This window comes from Rhizobium sp. P44RR-XXIV (assembly GCF_001999485.2).
Classification (GTDB): Bacteria; Pseudomonadota; Alphaproteobacteria; order Rhizobiales; family Rhizobiaceae; genus Rhizobium.
Genome location: NZ_MPVZ02000028.1, coordinates 1,580,971 through 1,607,762 on the forward strand (window position 1 = coordinate 1,580,971; position 26,792 = coordinate 1,607,762).

The window sequence follows — 26,792 nt, forward strand, 5'->3', positions numbered from 1 at the left end:
GTTTCCAATGGAGTGAAGGGTAACGCGGCCGCGTCACTTCCCCAAAATCTCTTTCAACTGAGCCTCTTCCTCGGCACTCAGAGGCTTGCCAGTGGGCTTGCCGGCACGGCGGCGGGCATAGACGGCAAGGGCGAATCCACCCACGATAAAGAGCGCGATCGGTGCGCCCCAGAGGATGAGTGTCTTTTCGGTAAGACGCGGTTTTAGCAGCACAAACTCGCCATAGCGCGAGACGACATAATCAAGAACTTGCTGATCGGTATCACCATCGCCTAGTCGCTTGCGCACGAGCAGCCGCAGGTCGCGGGCGAGATCGGCATTGGAATCGTCGATGGACTGGTTCTGGCAGACCATGCAGCGCAATTCGGCGGAGATCGTGCGCGCCCTCGCCTCCAGCGCCGGATCCTGCAGGACCTCATCCGGATTGACGGCAAAGGCGGACAAAGGTGTCAGGATCGCCGCAAGGCAGAGGCATAGTCGGACAAAGCCAAACCAATTCCTGCTCATTCGGCCGGCTCCATGGCGGGGCGCACCGGCTTCACCTTCCGGCTCGGCGCGCCGACACGCAGACGGCGGTCGCTGAGCGAAACGAAACCACCGATCGCCATGACGAGAGCACCCATCCAGATGCAGAGAATGAACGGCTTCCACCAGATGCGGACCACCATGCCGCCATCCTCACTGACGTCACCGACTGACACGTAGAGCTGGTTGGGGCCGAGCGTCAGAATGCCGGCTTCGGTGGTTCCCGTTCGGCTGGCCGTGAAGACACGCTTGGATGACGAGACTTCGGTGAAGGCGACACCACCACGGCTCACCGTGAAGTGGGCACGATCCTCGGTGAAATTCGGGCCGACGCCCGGCTGCATGCCGTCGAAACGCAAGCTGTAGCCACCAAGCTCGGCGGTCTCGCCGGGCTTCATGCTGGTGATGTTTTCCGTCTCGAAGGTCGTCACCGCGACGATGCCGAGCACGGTGATGCCGAGGCCGGCATGGGCAAGCGCGGTGCCAAAGGCAGAGCGCGGCAGGCCGCGCAGACGACGCCAGGCGACATTGGCAGCCACTTTGCCAACGCCGGCGCGATACCAGAGATCGGCGAGTGCGCCGAAGAACAGGAAGAAGCCGGCGGCTAATCCCAGAACGGCAAGCACCGGACCACCATGCTTGAGATAGAACAGCACAAGCCCCGCAAGGAACGCCAGACCGGCCACGACATAGAGCCGTTGCAAAGCGCCGAGCAGATCGCCGCGCTTCCAGGCGAGCAGCGGGCCGAAGGGCACGGCAATGAGGATCGGCATCATCAACAATCCGAACGTCATGTTGAAGAAAGGCGGCCCGACGGAAATCTTGTCGCCGGTCAGGGTTTCCAGCGCCAGCGGATAGAGCGTGCCCGTGAGGACGGTGCCACAGGCGACCGTGAGGATGAGGTTATTGAGGACCAGAGCGCCCTCACGCGAGATCGGTGCGAACAATCCGCCTGCAGCAAGCTTTGGCGCGCGAAAGGCGAAGAGCGTCAGTGCACCACCGATGAAGAGCAGCAGGATACAGAGAATGAAGATGCCGCGCGTCGGATCGCTGGCGAAGGAATGCACCGAGGTCAGCACACCCGAACGGACAAGGAAAGTGCCGAGCAGCGAGAGGGAGAAAGTCAGGATCGCCAGCAGCACCGTCCAGATCTTCAGCGCATCGCGCTTCTCCATGACCAGTGCCGAATGCAGCAGCGCCGTGCCGGCGAGCCAGGGCATGAAAGAGGCATTCTCCACCGGATCCCAGAACCACCAGCCACCCCAGCCGAGCTCGTAATAGGCCCAGTAGGAACCCATGGCGATGCCGAGCGTCAGGAAGCTCCAGGCAGCCAGCGCCCAGGGACGGACCCAGCGCGCCCAGGCCGCATCGATGCGGCCTTCCAGCAGTGCCGCCACAGCGAAAGAAAAGCAGACGGAAAAGCCGACATAGCCGAGATAGAGCAAGGGCGGATGGATGGCGAGGCCGATATCCTGCAGGACAGGATTGAGATCCTTGCCCTCGGCCGGCGCGGGATCAAGCCGAATAAACGGATTGGAGGTGAGCAAGATGAAAATCAGGAAGGCGGACGAGATCCAGGATTGAACGGCCAGAACATTGGCCCGCAGCACGTCTGGCAGATTGCGCCCGAACAGCGCGACCAGCGCACTGAACAAGACCAGGATCAACAGCCAGAGCATCATCGATCCCTCGTGATTGCCCCAGACGCCGGAGATCTTGAAGATCAGCGGCATGAGCGAATGGGAATTGGCCCAGACGTTCAGCACGGAGAAATCGGAGGCGACATAGGCGTAGGTCAGCACGCCGAAGGAAAAGGTGACGAGCAGGAAAGTGACGATCGATCCCACAGGCGCGATATCCATCATCGACACATCGCCGCGCCTGGCGCCGACAACGGGAAGGATGGAAACGATGAGCGCGGTCGCCAGCGCCAGCACCAGCGCATAATGTCCGAGTTCGATGATCATTGGGTCGCCTCCTCGCCCTTCCAGACACCGTCGGCCTTCAGCTTGTCGGCAACCTGTTTCGGCATGTAACGCTCATCATGCTTGGCAAGCACGCTATCCGCAACGAAGACATCGCTGCCGGGCTCGAATTTACCCTCTGTCACCACGCCCTGTCCCTCGCGGAAGAGATCCGGCAGGAGGCCGTCATATCTAACCTTGATCGTATCCTTGCCATCGGTCACGGAGAATTGCACCTGCGTGCCCTGACCGCGCTTTATGGAGCCTTCACCGACCAGACCACCCAAGCGGATCAGCGTTCCGGCATTGACGGGGGTCTTGGCGAGATCGCCCGGCATGTAGAAATAGGCAACCGACTGGCTGAAGGCGAAGAGGACGAGGAGCACGGCGGTGGCGATGAACCCCATGCCGCCGGCAATGACGGCCAGACGTTTCTGCTTGCGGGTCATTGCTGCGTCACCTCCGTCGGCAGTCCCAATTCTTTCGCCAGTGCCAGGAGCTGTTGTCCCTCGCCGCCATCCGCCGGGAAGGCCGATAAGCCGCGCTTCAGCGCATCCAGGGCACGATCCCTGTCGTTGAGCACGACATAGGAGCGGATCAACCGCATCCAGCCTTCGAAATTCTTCGGATCTTCCTTGAGCTTGGCATCGAGGCTTTCGACCATGCCACGGATCATCTGCTGACGGTCGCCATTGTTCATTGTATTCGCAGCGGCGACGTCCTCGGCAGTCGGGTTGCCCGGTGCATTGGCATTTGCAGATGCGACAGGCGTGCCGCCATTCTTGGCGATGTGCTCATTGACAACAGCCAGCCACGGCGCGTCGGGCGGCGATTGCTTCGCCAGGGCCTCGAAGGCGGTCTTCGCGTCGGGCCCCTTGCCTTCCTGCTCAAGCGCCAGCGCCAGATAGAAGAGCGTGCGCGGATTGGCGGCATCGAGCGCCCGCGATTGCTGCAGCACGCTGCGCGCATCCGCCGTCACCACGCCGTTGGCCTTGACCACGAGTACCTCGCCCAGATCGCCAAGGCGCGCGGCGCTCGGACCCAGCAGCCGGATCACATTGCGATAGGCAAGCTCAGCATCACCGATGCGGTTGGTCTTGAAATAGATCGGCGCCAAAACCTCCCAGCCCTTGCCGTCATCCGGATTTCTGGCAAGGTGCTGCTCGATCTTGACGATCGAGAGCGCAAGATCGCTTCCGGGTTTCTGCAGACGCGCCTCCAGCGGCTGCGACGGCAGTCCGGGATCGCCATTGGCAAGATAAAGACAGAGGCCGATGACGGGCAGCATCACGACGATAAAGGCCTGGGAGATGCGATAGCTGCCACGCTTCGGCGATTTTGCTCCGCTTTCCTCCTCCCTGGAAGCTGCGATAAGGCGACGCCCGATCTCGGCGCGGGCATAGCCGGCCTCTTCCGTGGAAATCAACCCGCCGGCAAGATCGCGATCCAGCTCGCGGAGCTGATCGCGATAGACCTCGGCTTCTCCGGAACGACAGTCCGCGGCCTCCTTTGCACCACGCAGAAGAGGGTGAAGCAGCACAGCGCCGACAACGGCCGTCAGAACGGCGACGAGAATCCAGAACAGCATACACGCCCAATACTTTAACGGGGCGCTTATTCCAACCGCGAAAGCCTCGCTGACGAAGATTTGAGGCGTTTGGCCGCGCCTTTCGGCGCATTGGGGCTAGTCGAGCGGCGTCCAGGTGCCGTCGTCATTGCGACACGCGGCTCCCCTTGCCATGGTCGGCTTGTCGTCGACCGTGACAGTGTGCGTGTATTGGCGGCAATTCTGCGAGCCGACCTGATAGGGCGCTGCAGCCACCACTTCGCCGCTGGCGCCCCTGCCCTTCCAGACCACAGACTGGCCGAGAGGCGAGCTTTCCAGTGCCCGATATTCCGCTTCCAGCGCCCGCTGCTTGTCACTGTCGCTCAGCTTCAGGCCGGTTCGTTCGACAATGCCGCCATCCAGCGCGCTGATGAACGTCGCCGATGCCGGTGGCTTGGAGGTTGAAAACAAACTCGCGCCGCTGCCATTGCTGCTCGTGGTCGAGCAACCTGAAAGCGCAAGCGCTGCGAAGAGGGAGGGAGTGATCAAGAAAAAGGTACGAAGCTTCATACAACCGAACCAGTATCAACAAGCAAAACCATAGGTACTGCGCTGCGGCATCATCATGACCCACAACTTCTTTCTGTCATCATGCCGTGCTTCACGCAACATCCTTCGTCAGGCCAGGCAGAATTAAGCTGGCACGAAGGCCACCCCAGGCACCGCGGGAGAGCTCCAGCCGGCCCTGATATTCATTGGTGATCTCGCTGACGATCGATAGTCCGAGACCGGTGCCCGGCTTGCTCTCGTCCAGCCTGCGTCCGCGCTTCATGGCTTCGCGGATCTGATCAGGCTCGAGGCCGGGGCCATCATCCTCCACGACCAGCTCCACCCAATGACGCCGCACGGGGTCGATGCCCTTGACGTCAGGCGGCGCCTCGGTTGCGGAAAGACGCACCTTGTGCTCGGCAAAGCGGGCGGCATTTTCCAGGAGATTGCCCACCGTCTCCTCCAGATCCTGCTGCTCCATGGCGAGCGCCAGATTGGGAGATACGGTGAGCTCGAATTCCTTCTCCGCATTGAGCCGCCGCATGACGCGGACAAGCCGCTCCAGCGCCGGTTCGGCCTCGGTGCGGGCCAGCACGGATTCGCGCTGCGCCGCGATGCGGGCGCGGTTGAGATAGGATTGCACCTGGCCCTGCATGGCTTCGGCCTGGTTCTTGACCAGATCGCCATGCGAGCGCTCCAGCACGCGGGATTCGTTGAGCAGCACCGCGATCGGCGTCTTCAGCGAATGCGCGAGATTGCCGACCTGCATGCGGGCGCGCTCGACGATGCGCCTGTTGCTTTCGATCAGCGCGTTGACCTCGTTGGCAAGCGGCAGAATTTCGCGCGGGAAATCGCCCTGCAATCGCTCGCTCTCACCCGCTCGGATACGCTCCAGCGCCGCGCGGGCCTTATCGAGCGGCTTCAGGCCGTAGAGAATGGCAAGCGCGTTGACGATGAGACTGCCGACGCCGAAGCCGACGAGGGCGAAATAGAGGCTGTGGGAGAAATTGCCGACATCGTCCTCGACGACAGCGACGTTGCCGGTGACGCGAAACCGAGCCGCGTGACCATCCCCATCAAGCACGATTTCGGTTTCAGCCACTTGGACGCGGTTTCCGAAGGCGTCGTTGACGATGTAATAGCGCTCGTAACGCTTGTCGAAGGGCGCCTCCAGCACCGACAGCACCGGCAGGTTCGACGCGCCCAGCGACGGCGAGACCAACGGCGTCGCCGTATAGGTGCCGAGCGGCTCGACTATCCAGTACCAACCGGTCTTCGGTTGCGCGAAGCGCAGGTCGCCAAGCTGCGGATTGCCTGCTAGCCCACCCTGGTCGCCAATCGTCACGGAGTTGATGACGTTATAGAGCTGCGCCCGCAACAAATCCTGGAAGCCGCGCTCGGCGCTCTTGCGGTAGATATTGGATATGACGAGGCCGATCACGACAAGCGCCACAGCGGACCAGAGTGTGGTCAACAGCAGGACGCGAGCGGTGAGTGACTTAATTCGCATTGGTCGGAGCTTGGATTCTGTAACCGAGGCCACGGACCGTCTCTATCAGATCGACACCCATCTTCTTGCGCAGGCGACCGACGAAAACCTCGATCGTATTGGAATCGCGGTCGAAATCCTGATCGTACATATGCTCGACCAGCTCGGTGCGCGAGACAACTTCGCCCTTGTGGTGCATGAGATAGGCGAGCAGCCGATATTCATGGGAGGTGAGTTTGAGCGGCTTGCCGTTTACCGTCGCCTTCGAGCTCTTGGTGTCGAGCCGCACCGGGCCGCAAATGATTTCCGAAGAGGCGTGGCCGGCAGCGCGGCGAATGAGCGCCCTTATGCGGGCGAGCACTTCTTCGACATGGAATGGCTTGGCGACATAATCATCGGCACCTGCATCGATGCCGGCCACCTTGTCGCTCCAGCGATCGCGGGCGGTCAGGATCAAGACAGGCGTCGCCCGACCAGCGCCGCGCCACTTCTCCAACACCGTGATGCCATCCATCTCCGGCAGACCGATATCGAGAATGATCGCGTCGTAAGGTTCGGTATCGCCAAGGAAATGCCCCTCCTCGCCGTCAAAGGCCGTATCGACCACATAGCCGGCCTCTTTCAAGGCGTCGGCGAGCTGGCGATTAAGGTTGATATCGTCTTCGACTATCAGAATGCGCATGTTTGGACCCAATTTCCCCGGTTCGAGAAACAGTACTGTAAATCGAGCTGCAGTGGAATCACGGAAACGACAAGATTTTGCGTAAGATTCAAGGCTTTAGAACGTCCACTGCGCGTTATGATCCAGGATGCCCATGCCTCACATCGGCACCTTCATCGTCACCTTGCGAGGACGCTGCCCATTGCCCTGCACAAGAACGGTGATGACACAACTATCGCCCGACGGCTGCGCGGAAAGGAGCTGCCCACCCGTCTTCTCAACCACCTCGGCCGCAGCTTCGCTGCAGTCGCTGTTGGCACGGGCCACCAGGGTCGACGTCGGCGCCGGCAAAACAGCCGAGCCGGCCAGGACAAGGGCCGCTGCTGCTATGCTTGAAATTGAGGCCATGCTTCAGACTTCCCACGGGGAGATTAACTTGGGCAAATATGTACCCAAACACGTCTGAATGGCAAATGAATGGGCTGTAATTTTCCGCTCGTAGAACGTGCGACGCGCTCGATTCATGACTTAACCAATTGAATTTATTAGATGCGAAATGGCAAAGCAGGGATGACGGGCATTTATCGGACGGTATCGACGGCAATCTCTCGTTCATGCGCACTGGATGAGGTGCGCTCGACTTCCGACCACATGCACAAACGAGAGACTCAACCATTTTTAATCATTCTTGATTATCATTCGATCATAAGCCGGTCATGAGCGACCGTGCAGGATTGGCCAATGCAACCGGCCTTCAGGTGTTTTACTGAGGTAAAATGCCAGGGTTTTCTTGAGTCTTCTGAATCACTTGCCGGCACCTGTTTCAAAGTTGAGTCCGGAACGTGAGAGGTTGATTGAACGGCCTCATGCAATGAATCCGCTCCTCGACAAATCGATTCCGCGCGAGTGCCCAATCGACTGAAATCAATGGCGATCGAAGCCCTTTGATCGGGCTTTCTTTCAGAACGGCTCGCGAATGGCGCTCGTCGTCTCGTAATCAGCTGCAATCCGCATTTCGCGCAATGGCCGCACCCGCTCTATCGAGCGCTGATAATTCGGATGGGCCTTGTAGGCGGCGAGCGCTGCTTCATCGTCGAATTCGCCATAGACGACGATATCGACATCGGTACCGAGCTGATCTGTCTTCACATTCATGCCGATTTCCAGCAGGCGCGCATGTGGAATGGCTGTGAGGATCGACAGGCCGGAACGGACATCCTCGAGGTTCGCGCGATCGGGAACGGTGAAGAAGACGATATGACGGATCACGCGGCGGCTCCCTGAGCGTGTGCGAAGGCACCGCGCGATATCATGCGCGCCGGTTCAATTCAATGAAGAGGCGATGTGTTCAGCGAAGCGACATCATCGCAGGCTACCAAGCCACAGCCATTTTCCCCGCACCGCCCATGCATGATATTGTCGTGCGCATGACCGACGAAGATCTCATAGCCTTTGCCCTCAGCCTGCCGGAAGCGACAGAAAGCTCACATTTCGGAATTCGCGATTTCCGAATAGGGGGCAAGATCTTCATGACCCTTCCTGGTCCGGATTTCTGCGTTGTCAAACTGACGCCTGATCAGCAACAGATGGCGCTTACCATCATGCCGCAGCACGTTGACGCCGTGCCGGGCGGATGGGGGCTGAAAGGCTCGACCCGGCTTTTCCACCATGCCGCGGATCACGAGACGATCAAGACGCTCGTGCGGCGTGCCTGGCGCAACGTGGCGCCGAAATCTATGATTTTGCCGGAGGATTAGGCTCCATATCGTCCTTGGCGGTCAACGGCCAATCGACGACATAGTCCTCGAAGTCCTCGACATCGACGTCATTCTCGCTGACCGTGCGGGCTCGGGCAGAGACGCGGGCTATGTGCACGGTTTCCGGATCGCCCGATATCAGCGGATGCCACCAGTAGAGATCGTGCCCTTCCTTGACGAGACTGTAGGCGCAGGTGGGCGGAAGCCACTCCAGCTCCATAACCTTCTCGGGGGTCAGCTGCACGCAATCAGGCACGAAATCCCAACGGTTCGGATAGCTGGTGCAACGACAGCTCTCGCTGTCCATCAGCTTGCAGCGAACGGAGGTGAAATAGACGTCACCGGTATCCCAGTCCTCGAGCTTGTTGAGACAACAGAGGCCACAGCCGTCGCAAAGGCTTTCCCATTCCGACGTGCTCATCTCCGCCAGTGTCTTGCTTTTCCAGAAAGGTATCTCGTCCATGGTCAATCCTCGCCGCCCTGGCAGGAAATGCGGGCTGCGGCATGCGTGTCTATTGTTCTTTTCTCTAAATCAACCAATTCTTCAATTAGCCGTTCTATGAGATAATGGGCTTTGCGTGTCCCACAAGGTGGCATGCAGCATTATAGCGGTCGGGAAGTAGAGCGTGGAAGACCCATCCAATCCAGAAGGCGGGCCGAAGATGGAGCCCGAAGCGCAACAGGATAGCGGAGCCGAAAAGCCTCGGCGCCGAAAGCGCTATTTCTTTCTGCGCATCGATTCATGGATCGATTCCACCCTGTGGAACGCCGGCTTCCGTTTGGCGGAAACCTGGGAAGAAATCACGATTTTCTTCCGCCGATTCCGTGTACGCGGCTGGAAACGCATCGTTTTCGAACTGCTCGGCGAGGGCCTGACGCTCGGTGCGGCCGGCTCGGTCGTCATGCTGATGCTGGCTATGCCGGCGTTTGAGGCGACGCAGGGCGATTGGCGCAATCGCGGCAATTTCGCCGTCACCTTTCTCGATCGCTACGGCAACGTCATCGGCCACCGCGGCATCATTCACGAGAATTCGGTGCCGGTGGATCAATTGCCGGATTATTTCATCAAGGCGGTACTTGCGACCGAGGACCGGCGTTTCTTCGACCATTTCGGCATCGACGTGATCGGCCTGTTCCGCGCCGTCACCGTCAATGCGCAGGCAGGCGGCGTCGTCCAGGGCGGTTCGACGCTGACGCAGCAGCTCGCCAAGAATATCTTCCTCAGCAATGAGCGTTCGATCGACCGCAAGATCAAGGAAGCTTTCCTGGCGATCTGGCTTGAGGCCAATCTTTCCAAGAAAGAGATCCTCAGCCTCTATCTCGACCGCACCTATATGGGCGGCGGCACGTTCGGCGCGGCTGCGGCTGCGCAATTCTATTTCGGCAAGAGCATCACCGACGTCAATCTCGCCGAGGCCGCGATGCTTGCCGGCCTGTTCAAGGCGCCGGCGAAATATGCGCCGCATGTCAATCTGCCGGCCGCCCGCGCTCGCGCCAATGATGTGCTCTCCAACCTCGTGCAGAGCGGATTGATGACCGAGGGACAAGTGATTGCGGCACGGCGCAACCCCGCTTCCGTCGTCGACCGCGCCCAGATCGAAACGCCGGACTATTTCCTCGACTGGGCTTTCGATGAGGTGCAGCGGCTTGCCACGCGCTTTCCGGAACGTTCACTGATCGTGCGCACGACCATCGACATGGGGCTGCAAAAGGCTGCGGAAGATTCGGTCCAATCCAGCCTGATGGAATTTGGCGAGCGTTATCATGCCAAGCAGGGCGCCAGCGTCATGATCGAAAACGGTGGCGCGGTCCGCGCCATGGTCGGCGGCAGCGACTATGGTGAGAGCCAATTCAACCGCGCGACAAAAGCGCTGCGCCAGCCGGGTTCATCCTTCAAGATCTATACTTACTCCGTGGCGATGGAGAGCGGCATGACGCCGACCTCCACCATCGTCGACGCGCCGATCACCTGGGGCAATTGGAGCCCGCACAATTACGAGAACCGTTATGCGGGCAAGGTGACGCTGACGACGGCGATCGCCCAATCGATCAACACCATCCCGGTGCGCCTGGCCAAGGAAAAGCTCGGTATCCAGCCGATCCGCGACATGGCCAAGGCCATGGGCGTGGAAACGCCGATCCGCAACGACAAGACCATTCCGATCGGCACATCGGAAGTGACCGTGCTCGACCAGGCGACGGCCTATGCGGTCTTCCCGGCCGACGGCATGCAATCGCGACGCCACGGCATCGACCAGATCACCGGTTATGACGGCAAGGTGCTCTATGATTTCAATCGCGACGAGCCGCCGGCCAAGCGGGTCCTCAGCGAGCAAGCCAACTCCTATATGAACCAGATGCTGACACAGGTTCCGATCATCGGCACCGGCCGCAAGGCGGCGCTGGACAATGGCATCGTCGTCGGCGGCAAGACCGGCACGACACAGGCCTATCGTGACGCCTGGTTCATCGGCTTTACCGGCAACTACACCTGCGCCGTCTGGTTCGGCAATGACGACTATACGTCGACCAACAACATGACGGGCGGCACGCTGCCGGCCATGACCTTCAAGAAGATCATGGACTATGCCAACCAAGGCGTGGTGCTGAAGCCGATCCCGGGGATCAGCAATCCATTCCCGGTGCAGAAGCCGCAGACAGTCGCGGCAAAGAAGCCGGCAGACCCGGCAGCTGGTGGCCTGCCACCGCTCGTCCGGCCACGCTCCCTATCGGTGGATTCCACCAAGATCCTTCGCGATATCGGTGAAAGACTGAAGGCAGCGGCGGCGCTCGAAGCTCAGAAAGTGGCAGCGGCGGAGTAAAAACACCCGGTTGCCGGTGGGCAGCATGAACTGCCCCGTCAAGCGGATGGATTTCCAGCGGAAATATACAGAGAAATATCGTCTCCCGCCGAAACGAGTGGACCGGCATGCGACCCGACAGGCGCTGGCATTTCGCGCGGCAATCATTCTCCCCATTCGCGCCGGCTGCCGCCATAACTGCACGCTGCCCTTCCCCCCACCGTCAGAATCAGGAATAAATCGACATCGATTTGTCACGAGGACGATCTCAGGGTGTTCCGAGTCCCCCTTCTTGTTGCGCTTTCGCTGCTGATCGCTTTCGGCGGCGGGATTGTGTTCACCCTCTTTGCTTTGAACGTGACATCCGGCTTCGGCGCGATCAAGCTTGGGGCCTGGCAGGCATTTCCGGAAATGCAGACGGCGGATGCTGATCCCTATGCCAAATCGCACCGAGCTCGCGCGGGGCGCCTGCTTTACGGTACGGCGGAAGGATTGGTGTTTACCGCTTCCGACGACGATGCCGGGGGCAGACTGACGACAAATTGCAGCTATCGCATTAGCGGCCAGACACCGCCGGCGCGGCTTTGGACGCTCTTCATCGCCGGCAATGATGGTGCGCCGCTTGCAGGCCCTTCCGGACGCCCCCTTACGATCAATTCCTGGGTTGTGTTGCGGAACCCGGATTCAAGCTTCACCATTACCGTCTCACCCAACGCCAGCGCGGGCAATTGGCTTGCCCTGCCCGCTGCCGGCAATTTCCGGCTGGTATGGACGCTGCTGGATTCGCCGGCGGCCAGCAATTCCGGCCTGATTGATCTCACTATGCCGAAGCTCGAGAAAATCGGGTGTGGCAATGTTTAGGTTCGTTTTCGCAATACTAACCGGCCTGTTCGGCGCCGCACTTCTGCATATCGTCATCATCCTGTCGCTACCGCATTTCTCCGACCGCGATGCCTATACCCGCGTCTCGGACGAAGGCGACGAGAACCATTTCTACATGCTTGATAACAAGGATGACGATGCAGGGCTTTCCAACGTTGACCCCTACATCCGCACTGCTGTCTGCGCATTCGACATCGAGGATGTGCCAGTGCATTTGACCGCGAAGGGCAAGGTGCCGTTCTGGTCGCTCGCCGTCTATGACGCCGCGTCTAATGAGGTATTCAGCATGAGCGACCGCACATCCGTCGGCGGCACGCTCGATCTGCTGCTTGCCTCCCCCGTCCAGCTGACAGGCATACGCAAGGCCCTGCCGCCTGCTCTTGCACAATCGATCCTGGTGGAGGCCCCGCATGCCCAAGGCTATGCAGTGTTGCATACGATGGCGCCACAGGCGAGCTTTGACGATGCGGCCAAGGAATTCCTGTCGCAGGCCGGATGCGACGAATTCGGCGTTGATTGAGTTTGGCCGGCGACAACGCTCAGGTCCATAGGCACCGCAATGCGGGCACCACAGGTCATTTCCGGCAGCCAGTGGATGCAGACCTGATGCATCCAGGCGCTTCAGCCGGCTGTGTTACTTCCCTTTAGCCCGCTTGGGGCCTGCTCCCGGCCGGTGCGTCGGGGTATCGAGGTGCTCGTAGCGCACACCGGTAAACAGAAGTATTCTTGCTTCCACCGGCTCCTTCTGGGCGCGCGGCGGCTGGCGTAATCGCCAGTCCGAAAGTGATATTACCTTTGCCATGCTCGTCTCCATTTACGTCTCGAGACGGATGAACTTGCGACTGATTTCACCCTGCCCGTTGTTGAAGCGGGCTAGCGTTTCCCCTTGTATCAGGCCTATTTCTTTTGGCTGAGACAAGGAGCATTCACGCCTTCTCACGGCATTTCCCGGACACCGCGGCATGGGCGCCGATGCCGGCTTCCATGCTTTCTCTGCTATCGACCACAGTCTGCTAATCGCTGCTTGCATTGGGATTCAGCCATATTGCAGTTAACAGAATGCTAATCCTCGTCACACGTCATCCTTGGCATGAGTCGTCATGCACTATTAACGCTTCGACTATGGCTTTGGTTTCACGAGCCGCGAAAAAATCGTCGGAATCAAATTCGCCGTGAAATCAAGCAATATCATATTCTTAGGTGAACAGATGGCGCCGCAGGCGAATATATTGCAAACAGCCGCGTTGCAGAAAAGAGTCACGCAATTATTATTTGCGCTCACGAAAAATTAACGTATTGTAAGGTCGGAAATCGAGGGTGGCTAATGTTTGCGGCGGGTAATTCCGTCTTCTCTCCAGAGGATGTCATAGTCCTGCGCGGCGCGCTTGATGAGTGGTGCCTGGAGAAGCGGATCGATATAAAAAGCACCGAGGCCCAGTTCGCGGCAACGGCAGCGTTGGGCCTTTTTCAATCCGGCTACAATACGTCGGAAAAGCTGCTCGCAGCACTGCGCGAGCACAGAGGCATCTAGAGCAGCTCCATTCACACGCCAGGCTTATCTGATGTCCGATGTACCGCTTCGGACGGCATTCACCTGGTTTGCAGCCGGATGCGCAGCAGGAACGCTCATAAGTTGAGTATTCACATCGCCACTCCTGCGGCGATAGATGGTTTGTGACAGGCGTCATCCCCTAGCCCGCATATCATCCGGCAAAAATTCAGCCTCCGCCATCGCGCAAGCTTAACGCGCAATTTTTATTCGGATTTTAATAAAGTTTTCACGAACCATTAACCGTGCCGGCCTTAGTCTTCGGTGAAAGCCAGATAAGGACGACTGTGTCCATACCCGTTTCGACAACCGCCGCCAAAGACGCCCCTGACATCGAAAGGGTCTTGCGGCACGACCGAAAAGAGGTGTGGCAGTCGACGGTCAGGCTCCCTGCGTTTTTGTTCTGCGTATCAGTATGGGTGTTGGCGTGCGTGACCGGTTTCGAGACCTTGAAGAGCCTGCGACAGTCCGTAAGAAGGACGTGGTTCTGATGGCGACGATCACCAGTTTCGAAGGCATGGGACACCCCTCCAAATCGGAACTTCGCCAATTTGCCGAGCTCTTTACGCCGGTGTTCCAGGCCTCCTCCGACGAGGCAAAGCGGCAGGCCGTGGCCGCCCTCTCCCAATGCCCGACAGTGCCGCAGGCCGTGGCCCTGTTCATCGGTTGCCAGCCGATTGCCATTGCTGCCCCTTTCCTCACAAGTTCACAGGCGATCGACGACGATACGCTGATCACCATTGCCCGCACGCAAGGTGCTGCCCACGCACGAGCAATCGTCAGCAGGCCCTCGCTGTCGCCCAAGGTCATCGACGCGCTCGTCGGCCTGCATCAGGCTGAACCAGATCGCGGCATGACGGACCCGCAAACGTCGGCGACCGCACTTCCGCCGAAATCCGATACGACGGACCCCGAGCGGCTGTCACGCGAGGAAGCCTTGCGCCTGCAGATCAAGCAGGCCGCACGCCATCTGGCTCGCGACGAAAAAGACCGTCTCGGCCTGCGCAGCCTCAGCGAAACGCAGGAGGCCCTGCTCGTCCGTTTCGCCAGGGAACGCGATGCGCTGCAATTTGCCACCACTCTTGCCGACGCGCTTTCATCGAGCCATTGGCTTGCAGAACGCATCCTGCTCGATACATCGGGCCAACAGCTCGCCGTAACTTTGGTCAGCCTCGGCATGGGCATTGCCGACGCCGTCTATTCGCTGGAGCGCTTCTATCCGCACCTGACGGAACGGCACGGCAGCGTCAGCCGTGCATGGCTGGTGCTCGACGGCATCGATGCGGAAGAGAGCCAGGCTCGCGTCGAAGCATGGCGCCGTGCCGACAGCTACACCTATCTTCCGAAGGAAAAGCCGGCAGAGCGCCCGGCTACACCATTGTTCGGCGCCAAGTCCGGTTCGATCCGCGAATTGCGCGTGGCAAACCGGCGATAGAGACGGGTTAATCCAGCGGATTGGCGCGCAAACCGGCCAAAGGGACGATTTCGGCTAAATCGTCCGTCTCCAGCTCGATGACCCACAAATCCGGATCGAATTTCACTTCGCGATCGAGGACTTTGCGGATCTCGGCCGGCTCCTGGCGGTTGACCCTAATCTCGAACAACCGCCCTTCATCCCGCTCACCGTCGAATAAACTTTGCGGCGCCGGAGCATAGAGGGTTTCCAACCCGTCGCGGAAGCGCTGGCGGATGAAGATAGCACCTGCCTGCTCCTCGCCCTTTCGTTCGACGGCAGCGAAGTCGCCCCGGGCAAACAGACGGCGGGTCATGGCGGAAACAAAGATGTCGCTGCGCAATCTCATGGCCGAGCTATAGCGGCGAGCGGCCTGCGAGGCAATTGAAGCGATGGATTAAAGCGCGCCGATATCCTGCAGCTTCTTCAGCACGGCCATGTTCGGCTCGCCGGTCTCCGGCAGACGATAATGCTTCTGGAAGCGGCGGATGGCCGCTTTCGTCTGTTCGCCAGCAACCCCGTCGACGCTGACATTGCTATAGGCGATATTGCTCAGTCCCTTCTGGATCTGCATGACCATATTCACCGTGTTGACCGCATCGTTCGGCGTGGCCTTTGCCACGACGGTGCCGGTCCTCATGTTCTTCTCGGCGCTCTGGATGGCCGCGGCAACCGGATCGATGGCCTCCGCCGTAGCAGAGACATTGATAGGGCGTTGTGCGGGAACGACTGGGGCACTCGCCCTGCCACCTGCAGCCGGAGCGAAATCAGCGGCATTGCTGGCCTTGAGGGCGGCGAGAAGCTCAGGCGTCGGGGCACCCGTCTGCGTCAAGCCTGACGCTTCCTGAAAGAAGAGAATAGCGGCTGATGTGCGCGAGCCCGGCACGCCGTCCGCAGCACCGTCATAGAGGCCATGACGAATGAGCTCGGCCTGCACATCGGCAACCAGCTTCGAGGGCGTGGCGGACTGTGCAACGGCGGGATTGGCCGATGGTGCCGCGGCGGTGACCGAATCCTGCCGCTCGATACGGAAGGTCGTGACGTTGCCGGCGTCGGTCTGTTGTGCATGCAGGAAGGCTTTGCGGCCGGGGATCTGATAGGGAGCGCCGGGGTCACGAGTGCGCAGCAAAGGCGATGGATGCGCGCCCGTCTGATACCAGAGCGCATTGGCGGTGACGAAGCCGAAAACTCCGAGAAAGAGAGCAACGCCGCCGGCAATCGCCGGATGCCGGCCCACGGCGCCGCCGATCAACCCCGCAAAGGCGCCCGCTCCACGAAGGCCAAGACCACCCAGCGCGGTGCCTCCGCGCAGGCTGAGGCTGCCCAGGGCGACCGCTCCGCGAGAAGCCAGCCCAGGCTGCTTGCGCTTGCCCTTGCCTCTTCCCTTAGGCGATTTTCGCTTTTGCGGGGCCATTCATCCCTTCCTCTTTTCGCCCTTCACTCATCTCCGCAGTATGTTTCAGGCGCGGCGGAAAATCGACAGGGCGATTGACATCCGCAGGCTGCTCCACAGCCAAGACGCCCGAACCATCGATCGGAATAAGAATCGTGATCACCGTGCCCTCGCCCGGGGCACTGGCGATCGAGAAGCTGCCGCCATGCAGGGCTACCAGCCCCTTGACGAGCGACAGACCAAGGCCGGTGCCGGCGTAGCGGCGCGTGTAATCGTTCTGGATCTGCACGAAGGGCTGTCCCAGAGAGGCCAGCCGCTCGCTTGCAATGCCGATGCCGGTATCGCCAACCGAGAGCTTCAGCATTCCATCGGTCAATGCCGCATCGACGGTGATAGCACCACCGGCATCGGTGAACTTGATGGCATTGCCGACAAGGTTGATCAGGACCTGCTGAAGCGCACGCTGATCGGCAACGATCTCACCGAGGCCGCGCTGAACGCGGCTGGAAAGGGTCAGGCCCTTTTCCTTCGCCTGCAAGGCCAGCATTGCCTCGCATGTCGCAATGGAATCTTCGATCGAGAAGGATTCCATCAGCAGTTCATAGCGTCCAGCTTCGATCTTGCTCATGTCGAGCATGGTATTGACCACCGACAGAAGGTGGGCGCCGGACTGGCGGATCAGGCCGACATATTCGCGCTGCCGGTTGTTTTCCAGCTTGCCGAAATATTCGCCGCTGAGAATATCGGAAAAGCCGAGGATCGCATTGAGCGGTGTGCGCAGTTCATGGCTGACGGCCGCCAGGAAGCGCGACTTGGCATCATTCGCCGATTCCGCTTCCGCTGTTTTACGAGCGGCGTCTTCACGGAGCTGCTGATCCTGCGAAATATCGCGCAATTGGCTGACAATGCCTGTCAACCGGCCCTCGCCATCGCGGCGGGCGGTCAGTTCCACGCGGACATGGACGAATTGCGCGTCACAACCGATGACGGCGGATCGTTCCAGGCGCAGATCGACGCAAATCGCATCCCTGCCCTGACGAAGTGCATCGATTGCCTGCAGGAACACGATCCTATCGGACACATGAATCTGTTCGATCAGGCCTCGGCCCGTCGGATCGCGCATCCAGCTCAGAAACTCCGCCCGGTCGCGACCGCCGACGGTGGTCACGTTTCCCTGCGGATCGAGCAGCAACACCATGCCAAAGGCGGCTTGCAGCATCAGATCGCGATGTTCGACGATGATGGCGTCCGCAGCATGGGAAGCCGGGCGCTGGCGTGACAGCGCAATGCTGCCGACAGCGGAAAACAGAAAGGCGGCGCAAACAGTGGCCACACCGGCAGGCAATGCCACGGCCGGGCTGGTGACGAGGGAAAGCCCGGCGGGAACCGCAAAAAGTGCGACGGAGGAGGCAAGCGCAAGCCGGCGCAGGATCGCCAACTCCTGCGCAGGGACCTCGCCATTCCCGTTCGTCCCGGAGAGCCAGCTTCCGCTCACCCGGTCCACGAAGGCTACAGCCCCAACAGCCATTTTACTCAATACGCGCACACTACAACCCGTCAAAACGGTCACTTATTGGACTGCACAATAGGCCTTCGCGACTTAAGGAAAGAATAAAGAGAGAACCTGCCGACCGGCCGAAAAGCCTCCGAAATCCCGTTTTGGCGCAGAATGCCTGACCTTTGTTTTTTGTGGTTAACAGCGGGTAAGCAACGGATTTTATTCGTATTTCCGCCGCGCGTTAACTTTTATGACAAGGCTAGAGCCCGCAAATGCCTGCGTATTAACAGGATCGGGCGAGACATGCTTAACAGCAATCGCTACAATTTGATCTAAATGCGGTGCGAATTTGGAAAGCTAAAATTTGAATCAAATTAGCCGAAAATGCCACCGAGTTTTGAAAAGTGATGTTGTCCTCTGCCGGATAGGGTTCAAGCCACATCGGACAGACCAGTCCGAATCGGCAAACGAGCCGAACGACAGAGAAGGTGGGCAAGGACATGTGGTTTCTGATTAGAGCGGGGTTCTGGTTTTCACTGGTTCTCATGTTTCTGCCGATCTTTGCCAAGCCCGATGGCGCGCCTCGGCCGGCCGGCGAACCGACCATGCAGGTTTCCGATGCGATTTCGGCGGCTTCGGGCGTCGTTCAATATGTCGGCGCCATGTGCACCGAGAAGCCTGAGGTCTGCGTCAAGGGTGGCGAAACGCTGACCGCCCTTGGATATCAGGTCGGTGACGGCGCCCGGGTTGCCTATGACATGCTCGGCCGCCACTTCAAGGACCAGTCCTCAAATACCGTTGCCGGCACAGCAGTTGAGCATGTAAGCCCGGAACAGATTGCCGCAACGACGCAGCCGATGCCTGCCAAGCGCGTGACCGGCACCGAGACCGCCGATGTGGTCGTCACCGGAACGGTGCGGCTGCCTTCCTCCGTGCCGTTGCCGATGCCGCGGCCACGGATCTGACACCTTCTACTCTTGCCCGCCTCATGCGCCGCGAGCCAAGCATGGCCAGCGGCGTTCTTTTTTGCAGCGGGTTCAAATTGCCCGCCGTTTCGCCTATATCCATCCTCAATGGATAATCTGGACAGATACAATGGCTGCGCTTGACAAGATCATCGAGGACTTCGCCTTCCTGGACGAGTGGGAGGATCGTTATCGCTACGTGATCGAACTCGGCAAGGCGCTGCCCGACCTGCCGGAAGACAAGCGAACGCTGGAAAACAAGGTGCAGGGCTGCGCCAGCCAGGTCTGGCTTGTCACGCATGCATCCGGCGATCCCGAAAATCCGACATTGACCTTCGAAGGCGATTCCGACGCGCATATCGTCCGCGGGCTGGTGGCAATCGTGCTTGCCACCTATTCCGGCAAACAGGCCTCGGAAATCGCCGCTCTCGATGCGCTCGACGTCTTCGGCAAGATCGGTCTGGTCGAGCATCTCTCGTCGCAGCGCGCCAATGGATTACGCTCGATGATCAAGCGCATCCGTGAAGAAGCACGCGTCAGGGCGCCTGCCTAAACAATTTCAGAAGAGTATTGGTAGACCTTCGTTCGGCGCTGCGCCGGAACACTATCAACGGCACAGCGATGCGGATCCCATCGATCGCATGACATATCCAGGCCGCTATCGGGCGGCCATAGTCAAAACCCGGCTCGAAAGCCGGGTTTTTCTTCAAGCGTTATGACACTCAGCGGCTGCCGCGCTTGCGGCGCTGCCCGAGACCCATTTCCTTCGCAAGGCGGGAACGCGCTTCCGCGTAAGCAGGCGCTACCATCGGATAATCCGCTGCCAGATCCCACTTCTCGCGATACTCTTCAGGCGAAAGACCATGATGGGTCATCAAGTGGCGCTTCAGCGACTTGAAGCTTCCACCACATTCCAAGCACGTAATCTGGTCATCCTGTACCGATTTACGGACAGATACGGCCGGCTTCTGCTTTTCCACAACGGTAACGGCGGGCGCCGGAACCGAGGTGCTGCTCAAGGCGGAATGTACGTCGGAAATCAAATTCGGAAGGTCGCTGACCGGTACGACATGGTTGCTGACATAGGCCGCAACGATGTCGGCGGTCAGTTCAACCAGTAACTCCTGCCCATTGCCAAGGGCCGTATCTGACATTGTGTTCTCCTGTTCATCGGCTTGCTTGCTGCGCCGCGTCTCCAGAGAGCCCACAGGCACAACGTTGCTATGTAATCCGCGCCTAGCCCAGAAATCTGCTGATCCCCAAGTCCCGTAGCGCCGAGCAATCCGCACAAACGCATCGCCCGTATTCGTAGCAGCCATCAGCAAAAAACGGTGGATAAACGCCACATTTCATACCGCAGGAAATCCACCCCTAGACTTCACGCGAAGAAAACCGCTTCTTGCCGCCTGATGTCAGGATTAGCGACCACACGAGGTGATCTCCAATCGTTAACCGGAGGAAAGTTTTGCTCAGCTTTTCCCCAAGAAAGTTAAAAGCATTGAGAGCTTAAACCCGGCCGAGACTAACTCAACATCAGAACTCTACTTGAATCTGAATTAGCACTCTTTACCCAAATGTCCAGTTTTTAATACCAACATTTCTTCGCAAAAAATTCATCTACTAAAAAACGGATAACTAAAGAGGCGAACTGCTATTGCTTCTTTAACAATCTTTGCGTTTGTTAGGTCTTCTTCCTATACACGCGCCTCGCGATTTGCCCTTGAAGTAATAATTCGTCCCGCACGGAAGGCTCGGTCAGTCGATACCCGGCCTTGTGCGCCGCGCGTGCGAGAAGATGCGCGGCAATCGGTGCGGTCAGCACGAAAAAGACGAATCCGGCCAAGGATCGTGCCAATATCGAGAAGTCTTGCGAATGAATACCGACCGCAAGTAGCAAAAGGCCGGAGCCAACTGTACCGGCCTTCGACGCGGCATGCATGCGACTGTAAAGGTCGGGCAAGCGGACGATGCCGATCGCAGCGATGAGCGAGAACAATGCCCCTGCGAGCAAGATGACTGCCACGAGGATGGCCCAAAGCAGATCCATTACCGTCCTCCCTTTTGTCGCCGGTTTTGCTTGCGCGGTCGCTTTCGCAGCGATTCGTTACTATTCTCCCGCTCGGCAGGAGACCGCGCCGAAGTGCCGGATTGTGCTTGAGTAAGAACAAAGCGGGCAAAGGCGACGGTGGCGAGAAAACCGACGAGCCCCAGCGAAATTGCGATATCGATATAGAGCGTGAAGCCGGTCTTGATGGCGATGACGGCGATGAAGCCGATCGCGATTGCCACCAGCATATCGAGCGCCACAATCCGGTCCGGCAATGTCGGGCCGGCGACCACACGATAAACCGTAAACAGGAATGCGACGCTCAAAATGCCGAGCGCCACCATTGCTGCTGCCGAAACGATGGATGCCGCCATCATCGGAAAGCCTCAAGTATCCGGCGTTCGAAGCCGTCAGCAATGCTGCGCCTGATGGTCTCCGGATCGGAGCAATCGAGCGCGTGGACGTACAGGGTCTTGCGATCGTCAGAAACGTCGACGGATAGCGTGCCCGGCGTCAGCGTGATGAGATTGGCGAGCAGCGCGATTTCAAAATCGCGATCGACGGTCAAAGGGAAGGCAAAAATCCCGGGCTTCACATCCATCTTCGGGCTCATGACCGCAACGGCGACCGCCCAGGCGGATTTGGCAAGTTCGCCCAGAAACAGGAAGAAGAGCGCAAGGATCCGTCGAACACGGCCGAGATAAAGCACTCCGCCATAGGAATACCGCACGATGGCAAGCGCAATCGCCGCGAGGACGAAACCGAACAGCAGATTGAGGAAAGAAGCGCTGCCTGTAATGGCGACCCAGACGATGGCGAGCAACAGGTTTAGAACAAACAGGATCATTGCTTAGCTCCCGCCTGCGGGAAGACCGAATGCAGATAGGCTGTCGGCTGTTCAAGACCAGCCGCGGCAGACTGGGTCAGCTGCAAAAGCCTTTCGGGAAAGAAGCCGAAGGCGACAACGAGCAGAGTGAGAGCGAGAAGCGGCATGCTTGCCTGCCACTTGATCGGCTCTGCCGAGACGGCAGTGTCATCCGTCGCAGGTCGCCAATAGGCCAGCAGGAAGACGCGGCCAAAGACGATCGTGGTCAGGAAACCAGCGAGCAGGATCGTGGCGGCAAGCCACCATGCGCCGGTGGCGAGCGCTGCCTTTACCAGAACTACCTTCGGCCAGAAGCCGGAAAAGGGCGGCAGTCCGCTGACAGCGAAGAACAGCACCAAGGAGAGGCCGGCGAACCAACCGTTCCGCCGGTAAAGCCCACCAAGAGACGTCAGCGAAAAGCTGCCGCCGAGCCGGGCGACTTCACCCGCAAGCAGATAGAGCGCCGTCATCAGCACCATGGAGTGCAGCGCGTAGAAGAGCGTTCCGCTGAGGCCATCGGCACTGCCAAGGGCGACACCCGCCAGCATCGTGCCGATCCCCGATATGACGATATAGCCGAGCATACGGCGGATATCGTTCGAGCCGAGTGCCCCGAGCACCCCCGCCAGCACGGTTGCGATGGCAACGACCGTTATCATCGGGCCGAGTTCCATGCGCTCGACCGGCAGCAACATGACCAGAACCCTGATGAGCGCATAGACACCCACTTTGGTCAGGAGGCCAGCAAACAGGGCTGAAACGGTGATACGCGGCGTATGGTAGGAAGCTGGAAGCCAGAAATTGACCGGGAAGGCAGCCGCCTTCATGCCGAAAGCGAGCAAAAACAGACCGGCCAGTGTCATCAACGGCGCGGTGGTGTCGCCTGCCCTCGCCCTGATCGCGATGTCGGCCATGTTGAGCGTGCCGAAGATGGCATAGAGGTAGCCGACAGAAACGAGAAACAGCGTGGTGGCGATGAGGTTCAGCACCGCATATTTCAACGCGCCGTCGATCTGCTCCCGCTCCGAGCCGAGGATCAGCAGGCCGAAGGACGAAATCAGCAATACCTCGAACCAGACATAGAGATTGAAGACGTCTCCAGTGAGGAAGGCGCCGCTGACGCCGGCCAGCAACAGCATCAGAAACGGGAAAAAGCCATAGCGGCGGCCACTGGTGCCGATCTCTCCGAGTGCATAGATGCTAGCCGCGAGCGCAACGATCGCCGCAGCCAGTGCCATGGCAGCGCCGAGGAGATCGACGCTGAAGGCGATACCGAAGGGTGGCAGCCATCGACCCATGACCATCGTCACGGCTCCATCGCTCGCGACCTTGTAAAGCAAGGCGGCGTCGATGAGCACCAGCAGCAACAGGCCGGGAATAGCGATCCAGGCGTGCCATTCCGTGCGGTTACGCAACATCAGGAGTATGGCGCCAAGGCAAATGCACAGGGCGACCGGCAGGATGACTAGCCAATGCCCGAGCGGCACGGGTGCCGCCACCAGCGCGGCAGAGAGATCGACGGGAATGTCGGTCGGTCCGGCCATGTCGTCAGTACCCCAAAGGCGGCAGCGGCCGCTCGTCTGGTTCGGCTACTCGCATCTCGCCGGTATTGTCCGTCTTGAGGTCCTGATAGGCCCGATAGGTCAGAACAAGCAGAAAGGCGAGAAACGAAAAGGAGATGACGATCGCCGTCAGGATCAGCGCCTGCGGCAGCGGATTGGCCGCAGCCAGATCCAGCGTGCTTTGGCCTTGCGGAATGATGGGTGGCACTTCACGCGTTATCCGGCCGGCGGTGAAGAGCAACAGGTTGACGGCATTTCCGAGGATCGCGATGCCGAGCATGATGCGGATCGAGAATTTCGACAGCATCAGATAGATCGCGGCGGCGAAGAACAGGCCGACCAGAGTGGCGAAGACGACCTCCATCAATCGACCTCCCGCTCTTCAAGCGCAAGCGCGATCGAGGTGATGGCGCCGACGACGACCAGATAGACGCCGATATCGAAGAACATGACAGTGGAAAGCGGTACCTCGACGCCGAACAGGTGCGGATAGATCCACAGCCCGGTCATGAACGGCACACCGGAGAAGACGGACACGAAGCCGGCGACGGTGGCTGCCAGCAGGCCAAAGCCGGCAATCGCCAATGGGTGAAAGATGATGGCGCGACGCACGGCCGTCACACCGCAGGCGATACCATAGATCGCAAAGGCAGAGGCTGCGATCAGCCCACCGATGAAGCCGCCGCCGGGTTCGTTATGGCCGCGCAACAGCACGAAAACGGAAAAGAGCAGCATCAGGGCCGTCAGAAACGGAGCGGCAGTGCGGAAGATCAGCGTATTCATGAGCGCTCCGCCTCCATCTTTTCCTCAAGATCGGGATCATTGGCCGCAAGCTTGCGCTCGCCGCCAGCGCGGATGCGGATCAGCGCCAGAATGGCAAGCCCGGTTATAGCAACGACGGCGATCTCGCCGAGCGTATCCGTGCCTCGGAAGTCAACGATGATGACGTTGACGACATTGTCGCCATGGGCGATCAGCTTCGAATAATGATTGAAGAAGGCCGTCAGCGTCAGATCAAACGGCGCCTCCGTCGCTTTCAGCAACAGGAGGCCGAAGCCGGTACCGCAAGCGATGGCAATCAGCGCATGGGCGAGCATTTTCAACGGCGGACGGCGATCCGAAGCGGAAAGGCGCAGGCGCGTCATCACCATGGCCAGGATCACGACCGCAAGGGTCTCGACCATGAACTGGGTGAAGGACAGATCCGGTGCGCCGAACAGCAGGAAGATGACGGCGACAGCAAAGCCTTGAATGCCGAGCGAGACGATGGCCGTCAGCCGGTCGCGCGCAAGCACCACGGCGGCAAGACCGATGATGGCGATAAGGAAGATGGTCGCCTCATGCCATTGCAAATTCGGCCAGGCAGGGATTGCCGGCAATTCGCCATGGAAAATGGGCGGAAGCAGCAGCATAGCCGCGAGGCAAAGGAACGTCACGGTTACATAGATCTCTAGGCGGCCTGGCTGCAGGATGCGCGAGACAACGTGCGACACTCGAACCAGACCGGAGATAAAGCCATCGAAACCGCGATCCGGCCCTGGACCCAGGTTCCGCAAGATCACCGACATCAGGAAACGGGCGCGATCGAGCTGCCAATAGACGAGGACGCCGATGAGCACGGTGACGAGCGAGAGTGCCAGGGGCAAGCCGATATGCGGGACTAGCGAGACCGAGATATGCAACTCCTTGCCGCCGACAGCACTGGCCATCGGCGAGGAGACGTATCCGTGCCATGATCCCGAGAGCAAGGCCGAAGCGAGACCGAGCAAGGCGAGCACCACCGGTCCGAGCCATAGCAGTGGCGGCGCCTCGTGAGGATGGCGTGGCGTCTCGGTAAGGGACCCGACGAAGGGTTTGAGTGCCACGGCAAAGGCGATGGCAAACATCAGCGCGTTGCCGACAACAGCGATGACGGTCAGGATAATCGCCCACGGCGAAGCCTGCGCCAATGCCACATAGATCTCCTCCTTGGCGAGAAAGCCGAAGGCAGGCGGCAGGCCGCCCATCGAGACGGCAGCAACAATCGCTGCGGCGAAGGTGAGCGGCATTGCGGAGCGCAGACCGCCCAGACGGGTAATGTCGCGCGTTCCCGTTTCATGATCGACAATGCCGGCGACCATGAACAGAGCGCCCTTGAACAGCGAATGCGCCGCCAGATAAAGTACGGCGGCCTCGATGGCATAGTCCGTGCCGAAACCGGTGAGCAACACGAGCAGGCCGAGCGAGGAAACCGTCGTATAGGCGAGCTTCAGCTTCAAATCGGTCTGACGGATCGCCAGCAACGTCCCGACCAGCAGCGTCGCGGCGCCGAAAATCGGAAGGATCGTCTGCCACGCCACGGTATCGCCCATGACAGGATTGAGCCGCATCAGCAGGTAGACACCCGCCTTCACCATCGTCGCGGAATGCAGATAAGCCGATACGGGCGTCGGCGCTTCCATGGCGTTCGGCAGCCAGAAGTGAAACGGAAACTGCGCCGATTTGGTGAAAGCGCCGCCGAGCACCAGGATCAAGGCGGAGAGATAGAGCGGGCTTGTACGTAGGGTGTCGCCTGAATGCAGCAGTTCGGACATGGAGGCGATGCCGGTGATCTGCCAGATCAGCAGCAGGCCCGCCAGCAACAGCAAACCACCACCGCCGGTAACGACCAGGGCCTGCAGTGCCGCCCGGCGCGACGCTTCCCGCTGATGGTCGAAGCCGATCAGCAGGAAAGAGGTGATCGACGTCAGCTCCCAGAAGACGAACAGCGTCAAGAAGCTATCGGATACGACAAGGCCGAGCATCGAGCCCATGAACAGGAACATGAAGGAGAAGAAGCGCCCGAGATCCGCATGCCCCTTCAGATAACCTCCTGTGTAGAGGATAATCAGCGTGCCGATGCCGGTGATGAGCAGAGCAAAGGTCAGCGACAGGCCATCGAGCAGCCAGGAAAAACGCAAGCCCAGGCTTGGCACCCAGTCGAGGCCCCCCTCAACAGCTTGCCCTGAAGCAATCTCGGGTAGAAACCCGGCAAAATAGAGAAAAGCGAGCGCGGGCAGCAGCGACAGCGGCCAAGCTGCATTATGGCCAAATCGGCGAACGATAACGGGCGCGATCAGCGCACCGAAAAAGGGCAGACATAGAGCCAGGAATGTCAGGCCCGTGACACCGGCCATGCCTTCCCCCTGCTGAATCATCGTGCGGAATCCGGCAAAACCGGAGCTAGGGTGCAGGGATAGGCGAAAGGGTGGCCCCTCTCAAGCCCCGGCAAGAGAAAACCGGAGGTAAACCACTAAAATCGGCTTTC

The 26,792-nt window shown here is 59.6% G+C and carries 30 protein-coding genes; 8 read left to right on the forward strand and 22 right to left on the reverse strand.

What is annotated here, in order from left to right; genetic code table 11:
• Window positions 1-33 precede the first annotated feature (33 nt).
• The 9 genes from BSK43_RS24870 to BSK43_RS24910 all read right to left on the reverse strand — a co-directional run bounded on the left by BSK43_RS24870 (window position 34) and on the right by BSK43_RS24910 (window position 8,003).
• Window positions 34-507, reverse strand: a complete 474-nt coding sequence (locus BSK43_RS24870; protein ID WP_077472622.1) for a cytochrome c-type biogenesis protein — start codon at window positions 505-507, stop codon at window positions 34-36.
• The gene (locus BSK43_RS24875; RefSeq protein WP_068385419.1) at window positions 504-2,492 is read right to left on the reverse strand and encodes a heme lyase CcmF/NrfE family subunit; all 1,989 of its coding nucleotides are present in this window, start codon (window positions 2,490-2,492) and stop codon (window positions 504-506) included. Before BSK43_RS24875 ends, BSK43_RS24870 begins: the two co-directional genes overlap by 4 nt.
• Window positions 2,489-2,938 (reverse strand): cytochrome c maturation protein CcmE, encoded by a 450-nt coding sequence (ccmE, locus tag BSK43_RS24880; protein WP_077472623.1) that lies wholly within the window; start codon window positions 2,936-2,938, stop codon window positions 2,489-2,491. The genes BSK43_RS24875 and ccmE overlap by 4 nt, the downstream gene beginning before the upstream one ends.
• Complete coding sequence (gene ccmI, locus BSK43_RS24885; protein ID WP_077472624.1) at window positions 2,935-4,077, reverse strand: c-type cytochrome biogenesis protein CcmI; 1,143 nt, start codon at window positions 4,075-4,077, stop codon at window positions 2,935-2,937. The genes ccmE and ccmI overlap by 4 nt, the downstream gene beginning before the upstream one ends.
• Before the next feature lie 96 nt (window positions 4,078-4,173).
• On the reverse strand, window positions 4,174-4,605 hold the full coding sequence (locus tag BSK43_RS24890; protein ID WP_077472625.1) for a hypothetical protein: 432 nt from the start codon (window positions 4,603-4,605) through the stop codon (window positions 4,174-4,176).
• Between the two features lie 91 nt (window positions 4,606-4,696).
• On the reverse strand, window positions 4,697-6,094 hold the full coding sequence (locus tag BSK43_RS24895) for a HAMP domain-containing sensor histidine kinase (RefSeq protein WP_077472626.1): 1,398 nt from the start codon (window positions 6,092-6,094) through the stop codon (window positions 4,697-4,699).
• Entirely contained in the window at window positions 6,084-6,755 is a 672-nt protein-coding gene (locus tag BSK43_RS24900; RefSeq protein ID WP_068385405.1) for a response regulator transcription factor, read from the reverse strand. The genes BSK43_RS24895 and BSK43_RS24900 overlap by 11 nt, the downstream gene beginning before the upstream one ends.
• 138 nt (window positions 6,756-6,893) lie before the next feature.
• Window positions 6,894-7,142 (reverse strand): hypothetical protein, encoded by a 249-nt coding sequence (locus BSK43_RS24905; protein WP_077472627.1) that lies wholly within the window; start codon window positions 7,140-7,142, stop codon window positions 6,894-6,896.
• A 552-nt stretch (window positions 7,143-7,694) separates the two neighbouring features.
• Window positions 7,695-8,003, reverse strand: coding sequence for a Dabb family protein (locus BSK43_RS24910; protein WP_068385400.1), 309 nt, complete (start codon window positions 8,001-8,003; stop codon window positions 7,695-7,697).
• Between the two features lie 158 nt (window positions 8,004-8,161).
• On the opposite strand from BSK43_RS24910, the gene BSK43_RS24915 reads away from it, so the two are divergent.
• The gene (locus BSK43_RS24915) at window positions 8,162-8,491 is read left to right on the forward strand and encodes an MmcQ/YjbR family DNA-binding protein (RefSeq protein ID WP_077472678.1); all 330 of its coding nucleotides are present in this window, start codon (window positions 8,162-8,164) and stop codon (window positions 8,489-8,491) included.
• On the opposite strand, the gene BSK43_RS24920 is transcribed toward BSK43_RS24915, so the two are convergent.
• Window positions 8,469-8,954: a YcgN family cysteine cluster protein gene (locus BSK43_RS24920; RefSeq protein ID WP_077472628.1), complete on the reverse strand. Its 486-nt coding sequence runs from the start codon at window positions 8,952-8,954 to the stop codon at window positions 8,469-8,471. The genes BSK43_RS24915 and BSK43_RS24920 overlap by 23 nt on opposite strands.
• 163 nt (window positions 8,955-9,117) lie before the next feature.
• Here BSK43_RS24920 and BSK43_RS24925 point away from each other — a divergent pair, with 163 nt between their 5' ends.
• The 3 genes from BSK43_RS24925 (at window position 9,118) to BSK43_RS24935 (ending at window position 12,694) form a co-directional block, all read left to right on the forward strand.
• Window positions 9,118-11,313, forward strand: coding sequence for a transglycosylase domain-containing protein (locus tag BSK43_RS24925; RefSeq protein ID WP_077472629.1), 2,196 nt, complete (start codon window positions 9,118-9,120; stop codon window positions 11,311-11,313).
• Window positions 11,314-11,565: 252 nt separating this feature from the next.
• Window positions 11,566-12,153, forward strand: coding sequence for a DUF1214 domain-containing protein (locus BSK43_RS24930; RefSeq protein ID WP_077472630.1), 588 nt, complete (start codon window positions 11,566-11,568; stop codon window positions 12,151-12,153).
• A complete protein-coding gene (locus BSK43_RS24935) occupies window positions 12,146-12,694 on the forward strand; it encodes a DUF1254 domain-containing protein (RefSeq protein WP_077472631.1) in 549 nt (182 codons plus the stop codon). Before BSK43_RS24930 ends, BSK43_RS24935 begins: the two co-directional genes overlap by 8 nt.
• 114 nt (window positions 12,695-12,808) lie before the next feature.
• Here the strand turns inward: BSK43_RS24935 and BSK43_RS35210 are convergent, their stop codons facing one another.
• Complete coding sequence (locus tag BSK43_RS35210) at window positions 12,809-12,976, reverse strand: hypothetical protein (RefSeq protein ID WP_169055455.1); 168 nt, start codon at window positions 12,974-12,976, stop codon at window positions 12,809-12,811.
• Window positions 12,977-13,498: 522 nt separating this feature from the next.
• On the opposite strand from BSK43_RS35210, the gene BSK43_RS24940 reads away from it, so the two are divergent.
• Together BSK43_RS24940 and BSK43_RS24945 are read left to right on the forward strand one after the other, a co-directional pair.
• The gene (locus BSK43_RS24940; RefSeq protein ID WP_068385381.1) at window positions 13,499-13,705 is read left to right on the forward strand and encodes a hypothetical protein; all 207 of its coding nucleotides are present in this window, start codon (window positions 13,499-13,501) and stop codon (window positions 13,703-13,705) included.
• Window positions 13,706-14,150: 445 nt separating this feature from the next.
• Window positions 14,151-15,158, forward strand: coding sequence for a DUF2336 domain-containing protein (locus BSK43_RS24945; protein ID WP_205910655.1), 1,008 nt, complete (start codon window positions 14,151-14,153; stop codon window positions 15,156-15,158).
• A 7-nt stretch (window positions 15,159-15,165) separates the two neighbouring features.
• Here the strand turns inward: BSK43_RS24945 and BSK43_RS24950 are convergent, their stop codons facing one another.
• From BSK43_RS24950 to BSK43_RS24960, 3 genes are read right to left on the reverse strand one after another with little or no spacing between them, the layout of a single operon-like run.
• The gene (locus tag BSK43_RS24950; protein ID WP_077472633.1) at window positions 15,166-15,525 is read right to left on the reverse strand and encodes a DUF1491 family protein; all 360 of its coding nucleotides are present in this window, start codon (window positions 15,523-15,525) and stop codon (window positions 15,166-15,168) included.
• A gap of 48 nt (window positions 15,526-15,573) precedes the next feature.
• On the reverse strand, window positions 15,574-16,590 hold the full coding sequence (locus tag BSK43_RS24955; RefSeq protein WP_077472634.1) for a peptidoglycan-binding protein: 1,017 nt from the start codon (window positions 16,588-16,590) through the stop codon (window positions 15,574-15,576).
• Window positions 16,562-18,097 carry an ATP-binding protein gene (locus BSK43_RS24960; RefSeq protein ID WP_205910656.1) on the reverse strand — a complete coding sequence of 512 codons (1,536 nt, stop codon included), beginning with the start codon at window positions 18,095-18,097 and terminating at the stop codon, window positions 16,562-16,564. Before BSK43_RS24960 ends, BSK43_RS24955 begins: the two co-directional genes overlap by 29 nt.
• 470 nt (window positions 18,098-18,567) lie before the next feature.
• Here BSK43_RS24960 and BSK43_RS24965 point away from each other — a divergent pair, with 470 nt between their 5' ends.
• Together BSK43_RS24965 and BSK43_RS24970 are read left to right on the forward strand one after the other, a co-directional pair.
• Window positions 18,568-19,032, forward strand: coding sequence for a DUF5330 domain-containing protein (locus tag BSK43_RS24965; RefSeq protein WP_077472635.1), 465 nt, complete (start codon window positions 18,568-18,570; stop codon window positions 19,030-19,032).
• Window positions 19,033-19,162: 130 nt separating this feature from the next.
• Complete coding sequence (locus BSK43_RS24970) at window positions 19,163-19,585, forward strand: SufE family protein (RefSeq protein WP_068385369.1); 423 nt, start codon at window positions 19,163-19,165, stop codon at window positions 19,583-19,585.
• Between the two features lie 169 nt (window positions 19,586-19,754).
• On the opposite strand, the gene BSK43_RS24975 is transcribed toward BSK43_RS24970, so the two are convergent.
• The 8 genes from BSK43_RS24975 to BSK43_RS25010 form a co-directional block, all read right to left on the reverse strand.
• On the reverse strand, window positions 19,755-20,186 hold the full coding sequence (locus tag BSK43_RS24975) for a MucR family transcriptional regulator (RefSeq protein ID WP_068387651.1): 432 nt from the start codon (window positions 20,184-20,186) through the stop codon (window positions 19,755-19,757).
• A gap of 527 nt (window positions 20,187-20,713) precedes the next feature.
• Complete coding sequence (mnhG, locus tag BSK43_RS24980; RefSeq protein WP_077472636.1) at window positions 20,714-21,079, reverse strand: monovalent cation/H(+) antiporter subunit G; 366 nt, start codon at window positions 21,077-21,079, stop codon at window positions 20,714-20,716.
• Complete coding sequence (locus tag BSK43_RS24985) at window positions 21,079-21,456, reverse strand: cation:proton antiporter (RefSeq protein ID WP_077472637.1); 378 nt, start codon at window positions 21,454-21,456, stop codon at window positions 21,079-21,081. Before BSK43_RS24985 ends, mnhG begins: the two co-directional genes overlap by 1 nt.
• A complete protein-coding gene (locus tag BSK43_RS24990) occupies window positions 21,453-21,926 on the reverse strand; it encodes a Na+/H+ antiporter subunit E (RefSeq protein ID WP_077472638.1) in 474 nt (157 codons plus the stop codon). The genes BSK43_RS24985 and BSK43_RS24990 overlap by 4 nt, the downstream gene beginning before the upstream one ends.
• A complete protein-coding gene (locus BSK43_RS24995) occupies window positions 21,923-23,488 on the reverse strand; it encodes a Na+/H+ antiporter subunit D (RefSeq protein WP_077472639.1) in 1,566 nt (521 codons plus the stop codon). The genes BSK43_RS24990 and BSK43_RS24995 overlap by 4 nt, the downstream gene beginning before the upstream one ends.
• Window positions 23,489-23,492: 4 nt before the next feature.
• Window positions 23,493-23,870 (reverse strand): Na+/H+ antiporter subunit C, encoded by a 378-nt coding sequence (locus tag BSK43_RS25000; protein ID WP_077472640.1) that lies wholly within the window; start codon window positions 23,868-23,870, stop codon window positions 23,493-23,495.
• The gene (locus tag BSK43_RS25005; RefSeq protein ID WP_077472641.1) at window positions 23,870-24,289 is read right to left on the reverse strand and encodes a Na+/H+ antiporter subunit B; all 420 of its coding nucleotides are present in this window, start codon (window positions 24,287-24,289) and stop codon (window positions 23,870-23,872) included. The genes BSK43_RS25000 and BSK43_RS25005 overlap by 1 nt, the downstream gene beginning before the upstream one ends.
• Window positions 24,286-26,661: a putative monovalent cation/H+ antiporter subunit A gene (locus BSK43_RS25010; RefSeq protein ID WP_077472680.1), complete on the reverse strand. Its 2,376-nt coding sequence runs from the start codon at window positions 26,659-26,661 to the stop codon at window positions 24,286-24,288. Before BSK43_RS25010 ends, BSK43_RS25005 begins: the two co-directional genes overlap by 4 nt.
• Window positions 26,662-26,792: the final 131 nt, after the last annotated feature.